Origin of the sequence: Paenibacillus sp. FSL R10-2796, assembly GCF_037965315.1 — a bacterium.
Taxonomy (GTDB): domain Bacteria; phylum Bacillota; class Bacilli; order Paenibacillales; family Paenibacillaceae; genus Paenibacillus_AQ; species Paenibacillus_AQ odorifer.
Genome location: NZ_CP150178.1, coordinates 5856621 through 5877176, shown reverse-complemented (window position 1 = coordinate 5877176; position 20556 = coordinate 5856621). Strand labels below are relative to the sequence as shown.

15 protein-coding genes and 1 other annotated feature are annotated in these 20556 nt (G+C 48.0%); all 15 genes read left to right on the top strand.

Features of this window, described 5'->3' with window-relative positions; all coding sequences use genetic code 11:
- Positions 1-17: 17 nt before the first annotated feature.
- On the top strand, positions 18-1013 hold the full coding sequence (rfbB, locus tag NST58_RS26320) for a dTDP-glucose 4,6-dehydratase (RefSeq protein WP_339244644.1): 996 nt from the start codon (positions 18-20) through the stop codon (positions 1011-1013).
- Between the two features lie 42 nt (positions 1014-1055).
- Positions 1056-1661: a YdcF family protein gene (locus tag NST58_RS26315; RefSeq protein ID WP_175617378.1), complete on the top strand. Its 606-nt coding sequence runs from the start codon at positions 1056-1058 to the stop codon at positions 1659-1661.
- 650 nt (positions 1662-2311) lie between these two features.
- Entirely contained in the window at positions 2312-3709 is a 1398-nt protein-coding gene (hemA, locus tag NST58_RS26310) for a glutamyl-tRNA reductase (RefSeq protein WP_076194493.1), read from the top strand.
- 5 nt (positions 3710-3714) lie between these two features.
- On the top strand, positions 3715-4542 hold the full coding sequence (gene ccsA / locus NST58_RS26305; protein ID WP_076129405.1) for a cytochrome c biogenesis protein CcsA: 828 nt from the start codon (positions 3715-3717) through the stop codon (positions 4540-4542).
- 5 nt (positions 4543-4547) lie between these two features.
- The gene (locus NST58_RS26300; RefSeq protein ID WP_339244641.1) at positions 4548-5195 is read left to right on the top strand and encodes an NAD(P)-dependent oxidoreductase; all 648 of its coding nucleotides are present in this window, start codon (positions 4548-4550) and stop codon (positions 5193-5195) included.
- Between the two features lie 121 nt (positions 5196-5316).
- Complete coding sequence (locus tag NST58_RS26295; RefSeq protein ID WP_076220853.1) at positions 5317-5511, top strand: hypothetical protein; 195 nt, start codon at positions 5317-5319, stop codon at positions 5509-5511.
- 438 nt (positions 5512-5949) lie between these two features.
- The gene (gene hemC, locus NST58_RS26290; protein ID WP_076129403.1) at positions 5950-6903 is read left to right on the top strand and encodes a hydroxymethylbilane synthase; all 954 of its coding nucleotides are present in this window, start codon (positions 5950-5952) and stop codon (positions 6901-6903) included.
- Between the two features lie 5 nt (positions 6904-6908).
- Positions 6909-8456, top strand: a complete 1548-nt coding sequence (cobA, locus tag NST58_RS26285) for a uroporphyrinogen-III C-methyltransferase (RefSeq protein ID WP_339244636.1) — start codon at positions 6909-6911, stop codon at positions 8454-8456.
- Between the two features lie 873 nt (positions 8457-9329).
- The gene (hemB, locus tag NST58_RS26280) at positions 9330-10328 is read left to right on the top strand and encodes a porphobilinogen synthase (RefSeq protein WP_076129402.1); all 999 of its coding nucleotides are present in this window, start codon (positions 9330-9332) and stop codon (positions 10326-10328) included.
- Between the two features lie 97 nt (positions 10329-10425).
- Complete coding sequence (gene hemL / locus NST58_RS26275; protein WP_076129443.1) at positions 10426-11712, top strand: glutamate-1-semialdehyde 2,1-aminomutase; 1287 nt, start codon at positions 10426-10428, stop codon at positions 11710-11712.
- Positions 11709-12644: an RluA family pseudouridine synthase gene (locus NST58_RS26270; protein ID WP_256717565.1), complete on the top strand. Its 936-nt coding sequence runs from the start codon at positions 11709-11711 to the stop codon at positions 12642-12644. The genes hemL and NST58_RS26270 overlap by 4 nt, the downstream gene beginning before the upstream one ends.
- Before the next feature lie 331 nt (positions 12645-12975).
- Positions 12976-14343: a LysM peptidoglycan-binding domain-containing protein gene (locus NST58_RS26265; RefSeq protein WP_076219618.1), complete on the top strand. Its 1368-nt coding sequence runs from the start codon at positions 12976-12978 to the stop codon at positions 14341-14343.
- Positions 14344-14537: 194 nt separating this feature from the next.
- Positions 14538-14821 (top strand) — a binding site (T-box leader).
- Positions 14822-14924: 103 nt separating this feature from the next.
- Entirely contained in the window at positions 14925-17624 is a 2700-nt protein-coding gene (locus NST58_RS26260) for a valine--tRNA ligase (protein WP_076219617.1), read from the top strand.
- Positions 17625-17629: 5 nt separating this feature from the next.
- Entirely contained in the window at positions 17630-19006 is a 1377-nt protein-coding gene (locus NST58_RS26255) for a folylpolyglutamate synthase/dihydrofolate synthase family protein (RefSeq protein WP_076219616.1), read from the top strand.
- A 6-nt stretch (positions 19007-19012) separates the two neighbouring features.
- Complete coding sequence (murC, locus tag NST58_RS26250; RefSeq protein ID WP_036685137.1) at positions 19013-20389, top strand: UDP-N-acetylmuramate--L-alanine ligase; 1377 nt, start codon at positions 19013-19015, stop codon at positions 20387-20389.
- The last annotated feature ends 167 nt before the right edge of the window (positions 20390-20556 follow it).

Here is a 20556-nt window from a genome sequence, read left to right as displayed (position 1 = left end):
TCGGGAGTGTGCGTTCATTGAGTAAGCAAAAGATGCTGGTTACGGGTGGTGCCGGATTTATTGGAGGCAACTTCGTACAGTATATGGTAGATAAATATCCGCATTATGATATTGTGAATTTAGATTTGCTAACTTATGCGGGTGATCTAACGAAACATAAGGATATTGAGTCTAAATCGAATTATCGGTTTGTTAAAGCTGATATTGCTGACCGGGAGGCAATATTGTCTCTTTTTGAGTTGGGAAAATTCGATTATGTTGTTCATTTCGCTGCGGAGAGTCATGTGGATCGCTCAATTACTGATCCTGCGATATTTGTTCGTACGAATGTTATGGGTACACAGGTACTACTGGATGCAGCTAAAAAATTCGGCATTACTAAATTCCTCCATGTCTCTACGGATGAAGTGTATGGCGAACTTGATTTTGATCCTACTGTATTTTTTACCGAAGAAACACCTTTGCAGCCTAACAGTCCTTATAGTGCTAGTAAAACAGCGTCTGATTTGCTAGTCCGTGCTTATTATGAGACCTTTGGGTTACCAATGAACATAACACGCTGCTCGAACAATTACGGCCCCTATCATTTTCCTGAAAAACTGATTCCACTAACCATCTCAAGAGTTTTAAACGAAGAGAAGGTTCCTGTATACGGGGATGGAAAAAATATTCGCGACTGGCTCCATGTCTGGGATCACTGCGCGGCCATTGACCTTGTCGTGCACCAAGGAGTAAGCGGTGAAGTTTATAATGTAGGTGGTCATAATGAGAGAACTAATCTTGAAGTAGTTAAGACGATTATCAGTACCTTGGGGAAATCTGAAGATTTGATTGAATTTGTAACAGATAGATTAGGACATGATAAACGCTACGCCATTGATCCAACGAAACTTGAGAATTTAGGTTGGAAGCCAACTTATACTTTTGAGACCGGAATTGCGCAGACGATCCAATGGTATATTGATAATGCTGAATGGTGGCAACAAATCCTTAGTAACGAATCGCATAAGTGATTTATGCACGACTTAACGGTTAAGAAAAGAAAAGGTAATTTAATGAATAAAAGATTTGTCCTTTTCGTATGCTTGCTATTGTTAATTACTGGTTTATTCAGTGCAGGCCGTTTCTTAGCTCTATCTGAACCTCCCAAGCAAGCCGATGTCATCATCGTCCTAAGCGGAGGCCAAGGTCGTGTGGAAAAAGCAGCTGAGTTATATAAAGCAGGCTATGCTCCTTATATAATTCTTTCCAATGCTAAAGAGTCGACGAGTAAATCGGGTGACATGGTCCAAACCGCCCTAGCTTTAGGCATACCCCAGGACGTTATTTATACCGAGAACGCGGCGGATAGCACTTATCAGAATGCCGAGTACACTCTTCCTATAATGAAAGAATACGGTTTTAAATCTGCGATTGTTGTTTCCTCTGACTTTCACATGCGGAGGGTGAAATTTCTTTTTGGTCGTGTGTACAAAAAATCGGAGATTGAGCTGACATATGTGGGTTCTGCATCAGGATATAACGCTAAACGCTGGTGGAGTGACCGAAAAAGTAGAGAAACAACGTTCAACGAGTATGTGAAAATGATCGGCAACACCTTTGGTTACAATGGTCCGGAGGCAAAAAGTACTCTTGATCAGATTAAGAACTGGTTTCGCTAATCTGCTGTAGAATGTTCACTATAATCCGACAAAAACAGTTTTTTTCTTATCTTGGCTTAAGGCGCATTACGACAAACAATATTGTTTAATAGTTTTATACTTAGAACTATATCAATATTATTCTCGTGGGAGAGACGCCAAATGCCTAATTACTATTTTAAAGAAATATGGACGCCTTTAAAATTAGTGAATATTCGTTTTTATCTGGATGATGAAAATCGTGTTTGGGTTAAAGTTTGGTCTAAGCATCGGCGACTTCTAAAAAGAGTAGAGTCTACTATATAACTTCCGAGGTCTATCTCTTTTGGCTGAGAAGTTTTAAGTCACTGAGCAGTGACTTATTTTTTTGGAGAACGGACTTTTTGACGATTTTAAGAACTAGTAGGCCCTAATGTTTCCTTTTTGCTATCACAACCTTATAAATTAGCTAAAAATAACTCATCCTAACCGTAGCGAACCTACGGTTTTTTATTTATAATAATTATTATCTGGATTTCATAAAGCGTTCAAAAAATCTGTAAAAAGTCTTATTTTCGTGTGATATACTTAACACAGTGTTTTGAGATGTTGTGAAAGTGAACGGTATGTAAGATATTAATTTATATAATTGGATTTCAGCAACTTATAGAGACTAGGATGGTGAACTATCGATGCACATCGTCGTCGTTGGCCTGAATTATCGTACGGCTCCCGTGGAGGTTCGGGAACAGTTTGCTTTTGCGGAAAGTGATCTTCCGGCAGCGCTCCATCAACTGATGAAGACGAAGGGTGTGCTAGAAGGGGTCTTAGTAGCTACCTGCAACCGTACGGAAATTTATGTGGTGATGGACCGCCTTCATATGGCTGGTTATTTCATCCGCGGCTTTATGGAGCAATGGTTTGGTGTGAAAAGTGAGCAATTTGCTCAGCATATGTATATTTATGAAGACGAACAGGCGATTGCGCATTTGTTCCGCGTGACTTGCGGCCTGGATTCCATGGTGATTGGGGAGACGCAGATCCTGGGACAGGTGCGGAGTTCTTTTCTCACAGCTCAGGCTGAGGGTGTAACTGGAACTTGGTTCAATCGGTTGTTCAAGCAAGCGGTGACGCTCGGCAAAAGAGCACATAGTGAAACGTCAATCGGCGAGAGCGCAGTATCGGTCAGTTATGCGGCTGTGGAGCTGGGCAAGCGGATTTTTGGCATGTTCACTGGGAAAAAAGTGCTGATTCTCGGCGCCGGCAAAATGAGCGAGCTTACCGTGAAGCATCTATACAGTAGTGGTGCGGCAGAAGTGATTGTCGCTAACCGTACGCTGTCGCGTGCGATTGAATTGGCGGAGAAGTTCTCGGGTAAGCCGAGCACGATTGAAGATGCGTTAACAACTCTAAATGAAGTAGATATCGTGATCAGCTCGACAGGAGCAGACGGGTATGTGCTTACGGCTGATAAGGTAGCGCATGCTATGAAACGCCGCCCTTCGCGGCCGCTTTTTATGATTGATATTGCTGTACCACGTGATATTGATCCTGCGGCGGCAAGTGTGCCGGATGTTTTTTTGTATGATATTGACGATCTGGAGGGCATTGTGGAGAATAATCTGGAAATGCGCCGAAGTGAAGCTGCGAAGATTGAAGTGATGATCAGCGAAGAAATGGATGAGTTCCAACTGTGGCTCAAGACGCTTGGGGTAAGACCGGTGATCCGGGCGCTCCAGGATAAATCGAATACGATTCATGAAGAAACGATGGAGAGTCTGTTCAACAAGCTGCCCGAGCTGGACGAGCATCAGCGGAAAGTGATCCGCCGCCTGACTAAAAGTATCGTGAACCAGATGATGCATGATCCGATCAATGTAATTAAAGAGCTGTCCGGCGGTAAGCAAGGGAATGAAGCTCTTGATTATTTTTCCAAAATCTTTGCGTTGCAGGAACAGCTCAAATCCGATTCAGATGATGGAGACATTGCCCCGGTGAAGCAGTCTAGTTCTGGAGAACGTACGGCTGGCAGCGCTGATTTCTCTGTGCCTAAAACGGCGCTTGCTCCGGCAGGCTTGCTGGGTGGGTGAATAATATGCAACTGCTGAACGGAATATATGATGCCGCTCTGCTGGTCTATGCCCTGAGCCTGCTGTTTGTTTTCTCGGATTGCCTTAAAAGGAGTCCGGGTGGGAAGCGGTTAGGCACGGGGCTTCTTGTTGTTGTTGGTCTTTTGCAAGTTGCAGGACTTGGAATTCGTTTCTCTCAGGAGAAAGGCCTGCCTATTTTTACACCTTATGATTTCTTGTTTTGGTTTGCGTTTAGTATTGTGCTGACTTCGCTTGCGGTGGCGTTTACACGTGGTGGCGAGTTTACGATTTTGCTGCTCAGTATGGCCGGGTTTAGTGTTTTTCTGCTTAATCGGGTCTGGCTGACGGCGGGTGGGCATACGCTCGAGACTTGGAGTGCGGTGTATGGCTGGCTGACGATGCATGTGATTTTGGCAAATTTGAGTTTTGCAGCACTGACGTTAGGGACGGTTTTTGCAATATTATACTTGTTCCTGCACACCAGACTCAAAAGCAAGAAATGGAGCGACCGGATCCGTCGTTTGCCGAACCTGGAGACTACAGATAAATACTCTTATACCGCTATTTTGGTGGGCACTCCTTTGCTGGGAATATCGCTGGTGGTGGCGGGTTTATCTATAGTTTCTGAGGGACGGACGCTTTTATTGAAGGATTTAAAAGTATTAACGACTCTTATCGGTCTTGGGATTTACATATTTTATATTATCTTTAAGAAGTCCGGGCGGAAAAGTGGAGTAAGTATGGCTCGCTGGGCGATTTTAGGATATGCTTTTATTATCTTAAATTTTCTGTTGAATTCTTGGTCTGATTTTCACGGTTGGAGCGGGGAGTGAAGGGCATGACGCGTTATTTACCCATAATGCTGGATTGTGAAGGGCAGCCCTGTGTGGTTATTGGCGGTGGTGTCGTGGCTGAACGTAAGGTGAGCGGGCTGTTGGAAGCTGGAGCGGCGGTTAAGGTGATTAGTCCTTCTTTGACAGATCCGCTTGATTCTCTAGCTGAAAAAGGTCTTCTGATCTGGATGGACCGTACTTATGCTCCCGGAGATCTCCGTGGGGCCTTTCTCGTATATGCAGCCACTAACGATAGGGCGGTTAATGAAGAGGTTGCGCGGGAGTCTAGACGGCTTGGAATTCATGTGAATGTGGCCAGCCATGCGGAAGCGGGAAACTTTATCACGCCCGGAGTGGTTCGGAGGGGACGTTTGACGGTAGCTGTATCTACTTCAGGTGCTGGCCCGCTTGCGGCAACGAAGATCAAAAATGTGCTTGAAAAAGCGCTGGATGCGGCGTATGAGCCATATTTGGATTTTGTGCATGCCATGCGAACCCGGATTAAGGAAAAAGAACCTTCTGCTGAAGTTCGTGGAAGGCTTTTGCGGAAGCTTGGCACGCTGGATGTGTTGAACGAGATGAGTAATGGTACCTTCATAGCGTGGAGCCCGGAGGATATGGACGCTTGGATTGCTCAGCAACGGGTGGAGTAAAAGTGCGCGTGGACACTGTAAAGATTAGAAAATTGGGTTAGATTAAGATATGAAGTGGATGAGCGGTTTTGAGTAACTATAATGAATGGCTGAGTTGGCTCGTAGTGGCTGAGATGGTGGAATGTACGGTATAGATACTGTTGAATTGGGCTTAAGTGGCTGGGATGGCGGAATGTACGGTATAAATACTGTTGAATTGGGATGGAATAGCTTAGATGGCGGAATGTACGGTATAAATGCTGTTGAATTGGTTCGTAGTGGCAGGAATGGCGAAATGAGCGGTATAAATACTGTTGAATTGGGCTTAAGTAGCTGAGATGGGGGAATGTACGGTATAAATACTGTTGAATTGGGCTTAAGTAGCTGAGATGGCGGAATGTACGGTATAAATCCCGTTGAATTGGGCTTAAGTAGCTGAGATGGCGGAATGTACGGTATAAATCCCGTTGAATTGGGTTGAAGTAGCTTAGAGGGTGGAATGTACGGTATAAATGCTGTTGAATTGGACTTAAGTAGCTGAGATGGCGGAATGTACGGTAACAATGCCCTTAAAATAAGCAACAGTCGCCGAATGAGCTAAAAGAAAGGCAAAAATGCCTCAAATTCGGCGGGAATTATCCGAAGTAGCGAATTCAAAGGCAATAATGCCTTTTTTAGAGTGAGAGTAGTTAATTGGTTAGTTTGGGTTTGGATTTCTAGTGCAAGGTTCTGCGGTGAAGAGTAAGAGGCGAACGTTACCAGGAGGAATGGACAAATGCGTAAGGTTATAGTGGGGAGTAGACAAAGCGCGCTTGCGTTGACGCAAACGGGACATGTGATTGCTGATCTGGAGCGACTTAGCGAGGAGCATGGTTTTGGTTTTACTTTTGAAGTGAAAAAGATCGTCACCAAAGGTGACCGCATTCTTGACGTTACTTTATCCAAGGTAGGCGGCAAAGGGTTGTTCGTGAAAGAAATCGAGCAAGCGATGCTGGAAAAAGAAATCGACATGGCGGTGCACAGCATGAAGGATATGCCATCCGAGTTACCGGATGGGTTGATCAATGGTGCTGTGCCGAAGCGTGTCGATCCGCGTGATGTTTTGATCTCTAACGGAGGCGTCTCGCTAGACGAGCTGCCTCAGGGTGCACGCGTAGGCACAAGCAGCCTACGCCGATCCAGCCAGCTCGCTGCGCTGCGGCCTGATCTGGTCATTGAGCCCGTGCGCGGCAACATTGACTCGCGGCTGCGCAAGCTGGAGAGCGGCGAATACGACGCAATCCTGCTGGCGGCGGCGGGGCTGTCGCGCATGGGCTGGCAGGATCGCGTGAGCGCCTACCTGCCGCCGGAGGTTTGCCTGCCCGCTGTAGGGCAGGGCGCACTCGGCATCGAGTGCCGCGCAGATGACGCTGACCTGCGGAAGCTGCTGGCATTATACAACGACGCCGATACGGCATTGACGGTAGCGGCGGAGCGCACGTTCCTTGGCGTGCTGAATGGCGGCTGCCAAGTGCCGATTGGTGCTCATGCGGTGCTTGACACAGCCGCCAAAGCTGCTACCGCTGAGCACAAAGTAATCTCGTTAACGGGGATGGTGGGAACACCGGACGGTTCAACGATTTTGAAAGAAACTTGCACGGGGATTGACCCGGTACAGCTCGGCGAAGAAGTCGCTAAAAAGCTGATTGCAAGAGGAGCGGAGAAGATACTGTCAGACGTTAGGGGATGAGTGGATTGACGGGGAAGGTTTATTTGGTAGGTGCAGGTCCCGGGGACGCAAAGCTGATTACTGTGAAAGGCCTCGAGTGTATCCAAAAAAGCGACGTACTGGTGTATGATCGCTTGGCAAGTCCTAGATTGCTGAAATGCATGAAACCCGGCGGGGAGAAGATTTATGTAGGCAAGCTGCCGGATCGCCACACGATGAAGCAGGAAGAGATTAATCAATTGTTAGTTGATTTGGCTTTACAGGGGAAAACAGTGGTGCGGCTTAAGGGTGGGGACCCTACGATTTTTGGCCGGGTGGGTGAAGAAGCGGAGCTGCTGCGCAAAAATGGGATCTATTACGAAATCGTACCGGGCATCACGTCAGCGATCAGTGTACCTGCCTATGCGGGTATACCTGTTACGCACCGCGATCATGCCTCTTCCCTATCGATTATCACCGGGCATGAGAGTCCGGATAAACTGGATCATTCCATTCATTGGGATAAAGTAACGAACGCCACAGGAACGTTAGTGTTTCTGATGGGCGTAGCTAAAATAGGTTATATCAGCGCTCAGCTGATCAAGCACGGACGGCCGCCAGAAACACCAGTGGCACTTGTGCGCTGGGGCACCCGCGCGGATCAGGAGACGCTGACGGGAACCCTCGCCGATATTGAGGCGAAGGTGAAGGCGGCGGATTTTCAGCCGCCGGCAGTCATCGTCGTCGGTAACGTGGTGCTGCAGCGTGAGCAGCTGAAGTGGGTCGAGGCGATGCCGTTATTCGGCAAACGCATCGTGGTGACACGGGCTCGCAGCCAAGCAAGCGAGCTGGTGGATAGAATTGAAGAACTCGGCGGGGAACCCTACGAGTTCCCGGTGATCGAGACGATCATGCCGGAAGGGGCAGAGAAGAAGGCGAAGATTGCAGCGGCGTTTGGCGCGCTGGAATCGTACGACTGGGTATTCTTCACTAGCCCGAACGGCGTGGAGTTTTTTTGGCGCCACTTGGCGGAGCTGGGGGCGGACATTCGCGGGCTACACCGCGCGCGTATTGCAGCGGTGGGGCCAGGCACAGCCGCCGCGCTGGCGCAGCGCGGGGTGACCGCTGAGGAACTTCCGGCGAAGTTTCAGGCGGAAGGTCTGATTGAGACGTTCGGTCCCCAGCTGCTGCCGGGGCAGAACGTGCTATTGCCGCGCGGCGATCTGGCGCGGGACTGGCTGCCGGACAAGCTGAGAGAGCTTGGCCTTCAGGTGACAGACGTGGATACCTATGAGACGGTTGTCACGGGTGAGGATGACGTCGAGCTGCTGAAGCTGCTAGAGGAAGGTCGCGTTCACGCGGTAACCTTCACCAGCTCGTCAACCGTGCGTAATTTCATACACATCCTGAAACGGATGGGGCTTGAAGATCCGCTCCCGCTGCTTGCAAATGTGAAAATCGCCTGCATCGGCCCGTTAACGGAGCAGACTGCGGTAGACGCGGGACTGACACCGGGACTCTTGCCTGAAGAGGCAACCATAGATGGTTTGGTGCAGGAGCTCTGCCGCTGGAATGCGGAGACTCAGCTGCAGTAGCGCTCGGATCGAGGATAGAACGAAGCAATAGTTTACAGGTGTGCTTAGCTTACTTTCTGGTGGGAAGGTAGAAGCTGATTACTCTGCGGGGAGAGTAGTAGCTGTTCAAAGGAGAAAGGCAGGGCCTGCTTAGAAATATAGCGCTCAGCTTATATTTAGTTAGATTACAGGCTAGAGTTTGTTCATAGTTACTAAATAGTTCGTGGTTACACGTGAGTTGGTAGTTATTAAATAGTTCGTAGTTACATGTGAGTTCGTGGTTACTAAATAGTTGGGGTTACATGTGAGTTTAGAGTTTGTTCGTAGTTACTAAATAGTTCGTGGTTACACGTGAGTTGGTAGTTATTAATGAGTTCGCGGTTACTTTTACTAACTAACATTTGTTGGTTTACTCGCCGTTATATCTACGCTCAAAAGTGCCACATCGCTACCTTCAAGTAACATATAAATTGAACTCCGAACGTAGTGACTTATGGAGTTCGGAGGATAATATTTGGTTGTAAACTAACAGGTATGTAGAGAATATGCAGTAGGTTAATGTGAGCAGATCTGCTTGAGGTTTAGGTTTAGTTGTACTTCATACAATTAAATTTTCTATATATCAGCTAAAGTCGAGTTTAGTTGTAGTATGTGCAATTAAATATCCGCTAAATGAGGAATCTTCGCACTTTTGTAATAATAACTGTAGAGAATGCAACTAAAGCTTACAATTAGGACAAAACATCGAGATAGTTGCACAAACTACAACTATACGTAGTTAGCCTGTGGTCGGCGGTTTGGTTGCGGCTAATTTAGACTTGGCTGTGGCTAGTTGTAGTTTGCTGCCAGACACATAATTTGGTTTTATATTTTATTTTTCAGGAGGATGAACAAATGAGCTTTCCAATTACACGTCACCGTCGTTTGCGCGGTTCTGCTGGAATTCGTGGCATGGTTCGGGAGACGATACTGAATGTGCTGGATATGGTACAGCCTATTTTTGTGACTTATGGAACAGGTGTGAAGAATGAGATTAGCTCGATGCCGGGTGTGTATCATTTTTCGCTGGATACGTTAAAAGCAGAAGTGGACGAGATTGCCGCACTAGGCATCCCGGCAGTATTGTTGTTCGGGATTCCTGAGACGAAGGATGCTATCGGTTCTTCCGGTTTTGCAGAGGATGGAATTGTGCAAGAGGCTACTCGCTTGATCAAGCAGTGGTACCCAGAGCTGTTGGTCGTTGCAGATACCTGCCTTTGTGAATTTACGGATCACGGACATTGTGGAATGGTGCATACGCATACGGTGAATGGTGTGGTCCATGGCGATGTTATCAACGATGCCTCGCTGGAGCTTTTGACTCGTACGGCGGTATCCCAAGCAAAAGCTGGAGCAGATATTATCGCCCCTTCCAACATGATGGATGGATTTGTTCACGCAATTCGTGCGGGACTTGATGAGAACGGCTTTGAGCATGTGCCGATTATGTCGTATTCGGTCAAATATGCTTCGGCGTTTTATGGCCCTTTCCGCGAAGCAGCGGATTCAGCACCACAGTTCGGGAATCGCAAAACATATCAAATGGACCCTGCCAATCTGCGCGAAGCACTCCGTGAAGCAGAATCCGATGTGCTGGAAGGCGCGGATATGTTAATGGTGAAGCCAGCTCTGGCTTACCTAGATGTGATTCGTACGATTCGTGATCAGTTTGATCTTCCTTTGGTGGCTTATAATGTGAGTGGAGAATATTCCATGGTAAAAGCAGCGGCACTGCAAGGCTGGATCGACGAGCAAGCCGTTGTGCTGGAAATGCTGACGGGCATGAAACGTGCTGGTGCGGACATTATTATTACTTATTTTGCAAAAGATGCAGCCCGCTGGCTGCGCGGCTAATCTTCATCACACCGACATCGCGGCAGCTAATAAATGTTTGTACAAGCTTGTGTAACCAAGAAGAGAATAGGAGTGAAGATACATGAGTAATGTGCCAATGGCGCGTAAAGAGGAAGCGTCCCGGAAGGCTTTTGATGAAGCAAAACAATATATTCCCGGCGGGGTGAACAGCCCTGTACGGGCGTTTAAATCCGTAGGTCTGACTCCGATTTATGTGGATCATGGGATAGGTTCGCGTATTTTTGATATCGACGGCAACAGCTTTATCGACTATGTGCTCTCATGGGGTCCACTGATTATGGGTCATGCGCATCCTGAGGTTGTGAAGGCATTGCAGGAGACAGCGGTAAAAGGGACAAGCTTTGGCGCTCCAACGCTACTGGAAACGGAAATGGCAAAAACCGTTGTTGAACGAGTGGCATCTGTAGATATCGTACGCATGGTTAACTCTGGAACGGAAGCTACGATGAGCGCGATTCGTTTGGCACGTGGTTACACTGGGCGCAGCAAAATCTTGAAGTTCGAAGGCTCCTACCACGGTCACGCCGATAGTCTGCTTATTAAGGCTGGCTCTGGTGTAGCTACATTGGGCTTGCCGGATAGCCCGGGTGTCCCAGAAGGCGTTGCAATGAATACCATTACGGTTCCTTACAATGATTTGGAGTCCACTCAGATTGCTTTCGAACGTTTTGGCAATGAGATTGCCGCAGTGATCGTAGAGCCGATTGCCGGCAACATGGGCGTGGTTCCACCGCTTCCAGGCTTCCTGGAAGGGCTTCGTAAATTAACTTCTGACAATGGTTCGCTGCTTATTTTTGATGAGGTTATGACAGGCTTCCGTGTTAATCGTGGCTGTGCTCAAGGCTTGTTCGGGATTACTCCGGATATTACTTGTTTTGGCAAAGTTATCGGCGGCGGACTTCCAGTGGGTGCTTATGGCGGCAAAAGAGAGATCATGGAGCAAATCGCTCCTACTGGACCGATTTATCAGGCGGGCACACTTAGTGGTAATCCATTGGCGATGGCAGCCGGATATACTACGCTCAAGCTGTTGACCCCGGAAGTATATGATCGTCTGGAACAATTGGGTGCACGTCTGGAAGCGGGTTTGAAAAAGAATTCAATTGAGACTGGCATTCCGCTCACTATCAACCGGGTGGGATCGATGGTTTGCCCATTCTTTACTGAAGGACCTGTAATCAATTTTGAAACGGCTAAGTCCAGTGACACGGATCTTTTCCGTCGTTATTTTGGTCATATGGTAAACCAAGGCATCAGTGTGCCACCTTCACAGTTTGAGGGGATGTTCATATCGGCTGCACATAGTGAGCAAGATATTGATGATACCATTGAGGGCCATTATAATGCCCTGAAGGCCCTTTGAGCATCGGAGCCGGAGAAAGAACCGGTGGTGGCGCTTGGACCCGGCGTGGAGAGTGGCTGGAGGTAACACCCGGCAAAATCATTACTGGAGCCGAGGATACGCAGGCAACGATTGACAAGTGGCTGTTAGAAACTGTAGGCATGCCCGAGAAACTTCATCTGCGGTTACGCCGCGAGGGAGGCATTCAGTGGAAAGGCGACCGGCTTCGGCTGGCGCTTTTTCCCGATCGTGAAGCGGGGCTTGAACCGATATGGGAAGAGCTTGAGGTGCTGTATGAGGATGATTTTTGCCTGGTAGCTCATAAACCAGCTGGGCTGGCGGTACATCCCGATGGCAGTGGAACAGGTGTAACTCTGGATCACCTCGTAGCTGCGCATTATATCACTTCCGGCGAAAATGTGGCTGTGCGCCATATTCACCGCTTGGACAAAGATACAACGGGTCCGGTGATGTATGCGAAAAATGAGTTCGCACAGTTAGTCCTGGACGAGAATATGCGTGAAAAAAGCATCTCGCGGCACTACGCCGCGATCGTTGAAGGCATCGTGCCGCCTGCGCTTAAGGTGATCGATGCCCCGATTGGGCGCGATCGGCATCACGCTGCGCGCAGACGGGTCTCGCCCGGCGGACAATCTGCCGTGACGCGAATCATCGAGCGCGAGGCACTGCATGGCGGAAGCCTGGTGCATGTGCAGCTGGAGACTGGACGGACGCATCAGATTCGCGTTCATCTCAGCCATATGGGTCATCCCTTGTATGGGGATGAACTATATGGCGGTCCGGTTTGGGCTTCCAGCGCTGCCGGCCGCCATGCCCTGCATGGCGAGGCATTGTCCTTCCGCCATCCTTGGAGCGGAGAACAGCTGGAAGTCAGCGATCCGTGGCCGGAGGATATGCTGCAGCTGCGAGAGCTGCTGTCTGAAGCACCCTGACAGATACGTAAGTGGCTAAGGAACAGTAGAATCAGCAAAAGCTGGTTCTGCTGTTCTTTTTCTATTTTTTCAGAAAAAAAACATCTATCCATGTCTTATTAATAAAAGCAGCATATAATACTTTGTTCTTACGAAGTAGTGCATCTATCAGCAGGCTGAAGGTTTGGTGAGCTCTTAAATTCATGAAATTTATTAGCATCCTGTCCGGTTAGTACTACCAAAGTTGTCATGCCTCTCTGTTTGAAGCATATACATGTGGGGAGTAACATTTTGGGCTTATGCTCTGGGCCTGTCTCAGGGTTAGATTATGCCAAGAAGGAGGACATATCCCGTGTTTGATCAGTCCCACGGCTTGCGGTTTGATATTTACGAACGCATTCACCTTTCGGAAGAGCTTCCGGGAATAGCTGAGCTGGAGGAGGTTGAACTACTTCCGGAAATTCAGGTGATTCAGCGGGAGGATCGTGCCGAGTTATATGGTCAGCTGTTGCTTACCGGGCTTTACCGGAGTGAAGATGACCGAACACAACGTCTGGAGCATGCCATTCCCGTGGAAATCACTGTTCCGCTTACACGCGTCAGCTCGATTGAAGATATTGGGGTAGAGATTGAGAATTTTGATATCGATCTGCTCACGATGCGCACTGTGAATATAACAGGCGTATTATCGCTGCGGGGGATCGGTGGTGCGGACCCTCAACCTCAACCAGCCTGGCAGCAAGAGGAGTATACAGTCGCCTATTCTCCTGTGAATGATGACAGGGTAGAAGCTACTACGGAGCTACAAGAACAGGAAAATGATGCACTTTATGAAAATTCTCAGTGGACCTTTGGTGAGGATGCCTCACAGGTTGCTGTAGAAGAACATGAGCATGCCGAAGCGAATGAACAGGAAGCAGAAGAATCATTAGTCTCAAGTGGAGCCGCTCATACGTCCCCTGTAGTCAATTTCTCATCCGGTCAGGAGAAGGACAAGGGAGCTAAAGCACGGACACATAGTCTGGAGTCCCAAGTTGAGGATGCTAAAGCGGGTTTATCCGATTACTGGTTTAAAGCCGAGGCCCAGAACAAAGAGGTTGAGGTGTCTCAGCTGAATCAAGCAAGCTATGTGAGCGAAGAGAACCAACAGTCGGCAGAGGAATATTTTACTCCTAGAGAGACCGCTGTTCCAGCCGTTAGTGCAGATGCAATTCAGGATATCCCTGTGTTCGCTTCTGAAAATGAGGCTAATAATGCGCTTCCTAAGCAAGAAGAGAATACTGCGCCGATTAATGAGAATGCGAACGAAGTTTTTGTTTCACAAGAGAGTGTGGCTTCTCATGAGGAGAAACAAGATCTTAAGATCGCCTTGGGCAGCAAAAAAGAAGCAGAAATTCCGGAAAAAGAACATCTCACCTTCTCCTCTTTACTAAGCTCCAGTCGTGTCCGTAAAGAGCAGGAAGCTCTGCAGTCGGATGCAAACACATCTGCAGCAGTGGACGTTCCAGAGGTTGGCAATAATACGGAATGGAAGAGCAGATTCATTGCCAGCGCGGATGGAGCTAACATGTTCCGCAAAGTTCGGCTGTGTATTGTGCAGCGTGAAGAAACACTGGATACCATAGCAGAGAAGTATCAGCTAAGTGCGCGGGAGCTGGTAATGTATAATCGCTTATCCGGGCAGAGTGTAGAGGAAGGTCAAGTGTTGTACATCCCGTAATCGAATCGTGATGCGTACACACATGAATAGGTGAATCCCGATCAGGTATTAGGATCGGGATTTTTGCTGTTTCTTTGTTGGAAGGGATGCTTCAGAAGAAATAAGTCGAAATTCAGCCTAAAGTCCCGCTGCAAAGGCGTATCCAGGTTGACTAGGGGGGGCTCAAAATGTATTATGGAGTAAGCAATATCTAAGTAAAGACTGGGAACGGGAAGAGTAGGCGGTCAGCCCTTCAGAGAGCGGAATTGCAAGTGCTGTGACATTCCGTAGGAAACAGCCCCCGAAGTCGCCCCGGAGTCGCCCTTCTGAGCTTATCTTCATATTTGTGAAGGATAAGTTAGGTTGTGGCCGGTAGCAGCCGTTATTTGTACGAGTGTCGCGCTAAGCTTCTGAATCCGTAGGGTAAGAAGTGTAGTTTTATTTTTCATTGGCGCGAAACAAAGGTGGTACCGCGAAAGAATGACCTTTCGTCCTTTGAGACGAGGGGTCTTTTTGTTTTTTTCAGAGACCTGTGCGCTCTATACAGCAACTTTATTAACAACTATAAGCAACTACAAGTAAACTAGTGGAGGTATCAGAGAATGGCTGACCAAAACCATCTAACAGCGGCAGATGCTGCCGCTACGAATGAATCTAAAAACGAGATGCCAACAACGTATGATCCGAAGGCAGCAGAACAGAAATGGTATTCCTACTGGACAGAGGGCGGATATTTCCGCGCAGGCCAGCGTCCGGATGCTAAAGCCTATAGTATTGTGATCCCGCCGCCAAACGTAACGGGAATGCTGCACATCGGGCATGCGCTCGATTTCACATTACAGGATATCCTGATTCGTACTAAACGGATGCAGGGCTTCGATACGCTTTGGTTGCCAGGTACGGACCACGCAGGTATTGCAACACAAACGAAGGTAGAGCAGAAGCTGCGCGAGCAGGGGATTTCCAGACATGACCTCGGACGTGAGAAGTTCCTGGAGCAGGTGTGGGATTGGAAAGACAAATACGCGAACACCATTCATGAGCAGTGGGCAAAAATGGGACTTTCCCTTGACTACTCCCGCGAGCGTTTTACCCTCGATGAGGGTTTGTCTAAGGGAGTTCGCGAGGTATTTGTTAAGCTTTATAATAAAGGCTTGATCTATCGCGGTAAACGTATCATCAACTGGGACCCGGCGGCTCGTACGGCGTTGTCGGATATCGAGGTTGAATATAAGGAAGTTAACGGTCATCTGTACCACCTGCGTTACCCCCTTAAAGATGGCAGTGGACATATCACTGTAGCGACCACACGTCCGGAGACGATGTTGGGTGATACGGCAGTTGCTGTTCATCCTGAGGATGATCGTTATAAAGATCTGATTGGTAAAACGCTGATCCTGCCGATTATCGGCCGGGAGATTCCAATTATCGCTGACGAGTATGTAGATAAAGAGTTTGGTAGCGGTGCGGTTAAGATCACGCCAGCTCATGATCCAAATGACTTCGAGGTAGGTCAACGGCACAATTTGCCGCAGATCAACGTAATGGATGAGAGCGGTACGATGAACGAAGAAGCAGGACCTTACAAAGGTCAAGACCGGAGTGAATGCCGTAAGGCCATCACGGCGGATCTGAAGGAGCAAGGCGTTCTGATCTCTATTGAAGATCATGTGCATCAAGTTGGACACAGTGAACGTTCAGGAGCGGTTGTTGAGCCTTACCTGTCCACACAATGGTTCGTGAAGATGCAGCCCCTCGCCGAAGCTGCCATCAATGCACAGAAGGATGGTAATGGGGTTAACTTTGTACCTGAACGGTTCGAGAGAACCTACCTGAACTGGATTGAAAACGTACGCGACTGGTGTATTTCCCGTCAGCTTTGGTGGGGGCATCGTATTCCGGCTTGGTATTCTGAATCTACCGGTGAGCTGGTTGTGGCGAATGACGAGGAAGAAGCGCGCCGGATCAGCGGCTTAACCGACCTGAAACAGGACGAGGATGTTCTGGATACTTGGTTTAGCTCCAACCTCTGGCCGTTTGCAACCCTAGGCTGGCCGAATGAAGACAGTGCAGATTTCAAACGTTACTATCCGAACGATGTGCTCGTAACGGGCTACGATATTATTTATTTCTGGGTAGCGCGGATGATCTTCTCGGCACTAGAATTCACCGGAGAGAAACCATTCTCGGACGTATTGATGCATGGTTTGGTACGGGATGCTGAAGGACAAAAAATGTCCAAATCACTCGGAAACGGTGTAGATCCGCTTGAGGTTATCGAGAAGTATGGCGCAGATGCTATGCGTTATATGATTTCTACCGGCAGCACAGCGGGTCAGGATTTACGCTTCCGCTGGGAAAAGGTAGAGCAGGCGCGTAATTTCGCTAATAAGATCTGGAATGCGTCACGCTTCGCCCTCATGAATCTTGAAGGAGTTAGCTTCGAGAATATTGACATTACTGGTGAGCTAACTACGGCTGACCGTTGGATTTTACACCGCCTGAACGAAACTTCTCGTGAAATTACGCGTCTAATTGACTCGTACGAGTTCGGCGAGACCGGCCGCCAGCTGTACAACTTCATTTGGGACGATTTGTGTGACTGGTATATTGAGTTCGCGAAGCTGTCGCTTTACGGAACGGATGCCGCAGCCAAAGCGAAGACACAGTCCGTACTTGCTTATGTACTCGACCGCACCATGCGCTTGATCCATCCGTTTATGCCGTTTATTTCGGAGGAAATCTGGCAGCATCTGCCGCATGAAGGAGAGACAATTACTTTGGCTGCTTGGCCTGAGTATGATGCTGCTCTGGAGAACCCGCAAGCGGTAGCGGAAATGAACCTGCTGATGGATGTAATCCGGGCAGTTCGTAATATCCGTGCTGAAGTAAATGTACCGATGAGCAAAAAGGTTGATTTGATTATTAAAGCGAGCAATGAGGAAACGCTGAGCATCATTACTCGTAACGACAACTACATCGGACGTTTCTGCAATACCTCTTCTTTCGAAGCTGGCCTGAATCCGGAAACGCCAGACAAGGTAATGTCCGCTGTAGTAACGGGAGCGGAACTGCTTCTGCCTTTGTCGGGGCTGATTGATATTGAACAAGAAATCGCTCGTCTGGAAAAAGAAGTGCAGACGCTGAACAGCGAAGTAGAACGCGTAGAGAAAAAGTTGAGCAATCAGGGCTTCGTGGCCAAAGCTCCCGCAAAAGTTATCGAAGAGGAGCAGGCGAAGCAGGCAGATTATTCTGCCAAACGTGAGAAAGTACTTGCCCGCATAGCAGAGCTGAGAGGATAAGAGACATGGATGACCTAAATCGGGGCGGGAGCACCGCCCCTCTTGCGACATATACCGAAGCGGTTAACTGGATCAAGGGCCTGATTCCTTTTGGAATCCGGCCAGGTTTAGACAGAATTGAGATGTTGATGGACAAGCTGGGAAACCCGCACCGTCGGCTGAAATTTATTCATGTGGCGGGTACCAACGGCAAAGGCTCCACCTGTGCTTTTTTGACAAGCGCACTTTTGCAAAGCGGCTATTCTGTCGGCACCTTCACGTCTCCGTATATTACGAAGTTCACGAACAGGTTCCAATATAATAATACGGACATTCCTGAAGAAACTCTTCTTGAGCTAGTGAATACCCTTCGTCCTTTGGTAGATGAGATTGCAGAAACGGAATTTGGCTCACCAACGATGTTTGAGGTAACTACAGCTGTGGCCATTCTATTTTTTGCGGGTGTTTCTTGTCCGGATGTTGTCGTATGGGAGACTGGGCTTGGGGGAAGGCTGGATGTAACGAACATCGTTACTCCGATCGTGTCGGTGATTACAAATGTCGGCCATGACCATATGGATATTCTGGGAGATACACTTGAGAAGGTTGCAATGGAGAAAGCCGGAATTATCAAACCCGGTGTACCTGTTGTTAGCTGCGTAAATCAACCGGAAGTCGTGGCTGTACTCAAGGAGAAAGCGGCGGCTTGCCGCTCTACTCTTTATCTTGCCGGAGAAGATTTTAGCTATGAAGCTACTGGAATCCATGGGGATGTGCAGACCTTTAACTTTAAGGGTCCCTTCCGTTCGCTTGAACTTGGGATTGTGATGAAAGGCGAACACCAGATTAGCAATGCGGCGGGAGCCATGATGGTTCTTGAAGTTTTGCGCCAGTATATGGCGTTCATGTTAGAGGATGAAGATGTTCTGGAAGGATTGCGTCATGCATTTTGGGCTGGAAGGCTGGAAGAGGTAAGTAAATCTCCGAGGATCGTACTGGATGGAGCACATAATCCGGAAGGCGCGGAGAGCCTTGCCAAAAGCCTGCCACAGCTCTATAAATACGGTAAATTAAATTTACTTATGGGAATGATGGCAAATAAGCATCATGAATCCTACTTTAAGCATATACTGCCTATAGTGGATACGCTCATCCTGACCGAACCGGATTTCCAGAACAAAATGGACGCGGAGAATCTGCAGGTTATCGCAGAAAGTCTGCGGGATAAATATGCCAAGGAAAACTTGGTAATCATAGTAGAACATAATTGGGGAAAAGCGCTGCAACAACTGAAGTCGATTACAGCGGAGGATGACCTTGCCGTCGTATCTGGTACGCTGTATTTGATTTCTGACGTGCGCGGTACACTTTTGCAGCAACCCGATACTGAAAAAGGCTGGTGACGACTGTTGGATACTACTGAACGCGTGCATTTTATAGGGATCGGCGGCTACGGTATGAGCGCGATTGCCCGAGTAATGCTAGAAATGGGATATACGGTTACGGGCTCCGATGTGGCTGCCCAAGAATTGACGGATAAATTGATTGCTAAAGGTGCCAAGATTTATATTGGGCATACAGCAGAACAAGTAAAAGGTGCGGATCTGGTCGTGTACTCAACGGCTTTGTCCAGCGATAATGTGGAATGGGTAGAAGCAGAGCGTCTTAAGATTCCAATTCTGCACCGCTCACAAATGTTAGCCCGTTTATTGAACGAACGTAAAGGGGTAGCCGTTGCCGGAGCGCATGGTAAAACAACTACATCCTCTATGATCGCACTTGTAATGGAAGAGTGTGAAGTTGATCCTACGTATATTATCGGCGGAGAGATTATGAACGTCGGTACGAATGCAAAGGCAGGACAAGGCGATTATGTAGTGGCGGAAGCGGATGAGAGTGATGGCTCTTTCTTGCACTATCACCCTTGGCTTGGAATTGTCACGAATGTGGAAGCAGATCACTTGGAGAATTACGGCGGAGATTTTAACCGTCTCAAGGCTGCTTATGTACAGTTTATGAACCAGACCCGTGAAGACGGCACTGCGATTGTGTGTGCAGATGACGAGAACGTGATTTCTTTATTGCCTGAAGTGTCAGGTAAGGTGATTACTTACGGCATCAAGTCGAAGACTGCAGATTATATTGCCACAGACATCGTTCTTGGCGACCGTCAGGTTTCGTATACGATGAACCATAATGGCGTAGTATTGGGACAAATTGAACTATCCGTGCCAGGCCAGTACAATCTGTATAATTCAATGGCTGCGGTTATCGCTTGTTTGAAGTCAGGAATCTCTTTTGAAAAAATCGCTGAAGCGATCGTGAAATTCCATGGTGCGAAGCGCCGTTTTCAAGTGCTCGGAGAAGTCGATGACATTCTGGTCATCGATGATTATGCGCATCACCCAACTGAAATTCAGGCGACAATCAGTGCTGCTAAGGCAACGGGGAAACGGATTATTGCCGTATTCCAGCCTCAGCGGTATACACGTACGTTCTTCCTGCTAGATGCCTTCAGCCGTGCCTTTAGCGAAGCAGATGAGGTGATCATCACCGACATCTACTCTCCGGCAGGTGAGAAGCAGATTGAGGGGGTTACATCTGCGAAGCTGGTTGAGCTTATTGTGCAGAACAGTAACGCTGGTGCAAGACATCTGCCAACCAAAGAAGATGTGCTTGCTGATCTGAAACCTCGTATTGCCCCAGGTGACCTAGTGATTACGATGGGCGCAGGCGATATCTGGAAGGTTGGATACGCATTGGCGGACGGCTTGAAGAAGCGTTAATACAAACACAGGCCTACACGAGAATATTCATATTCTCTTGACCATAGCACTTCCCCCGAGGTTCCATCAGATAATCTACATGTTTATCTGGATAGGGCTTTTGGGGGGGTGCTTTTTTACTTATATTTATATGTATGAAAAGAATATGTACTTATTTAATATGGTAA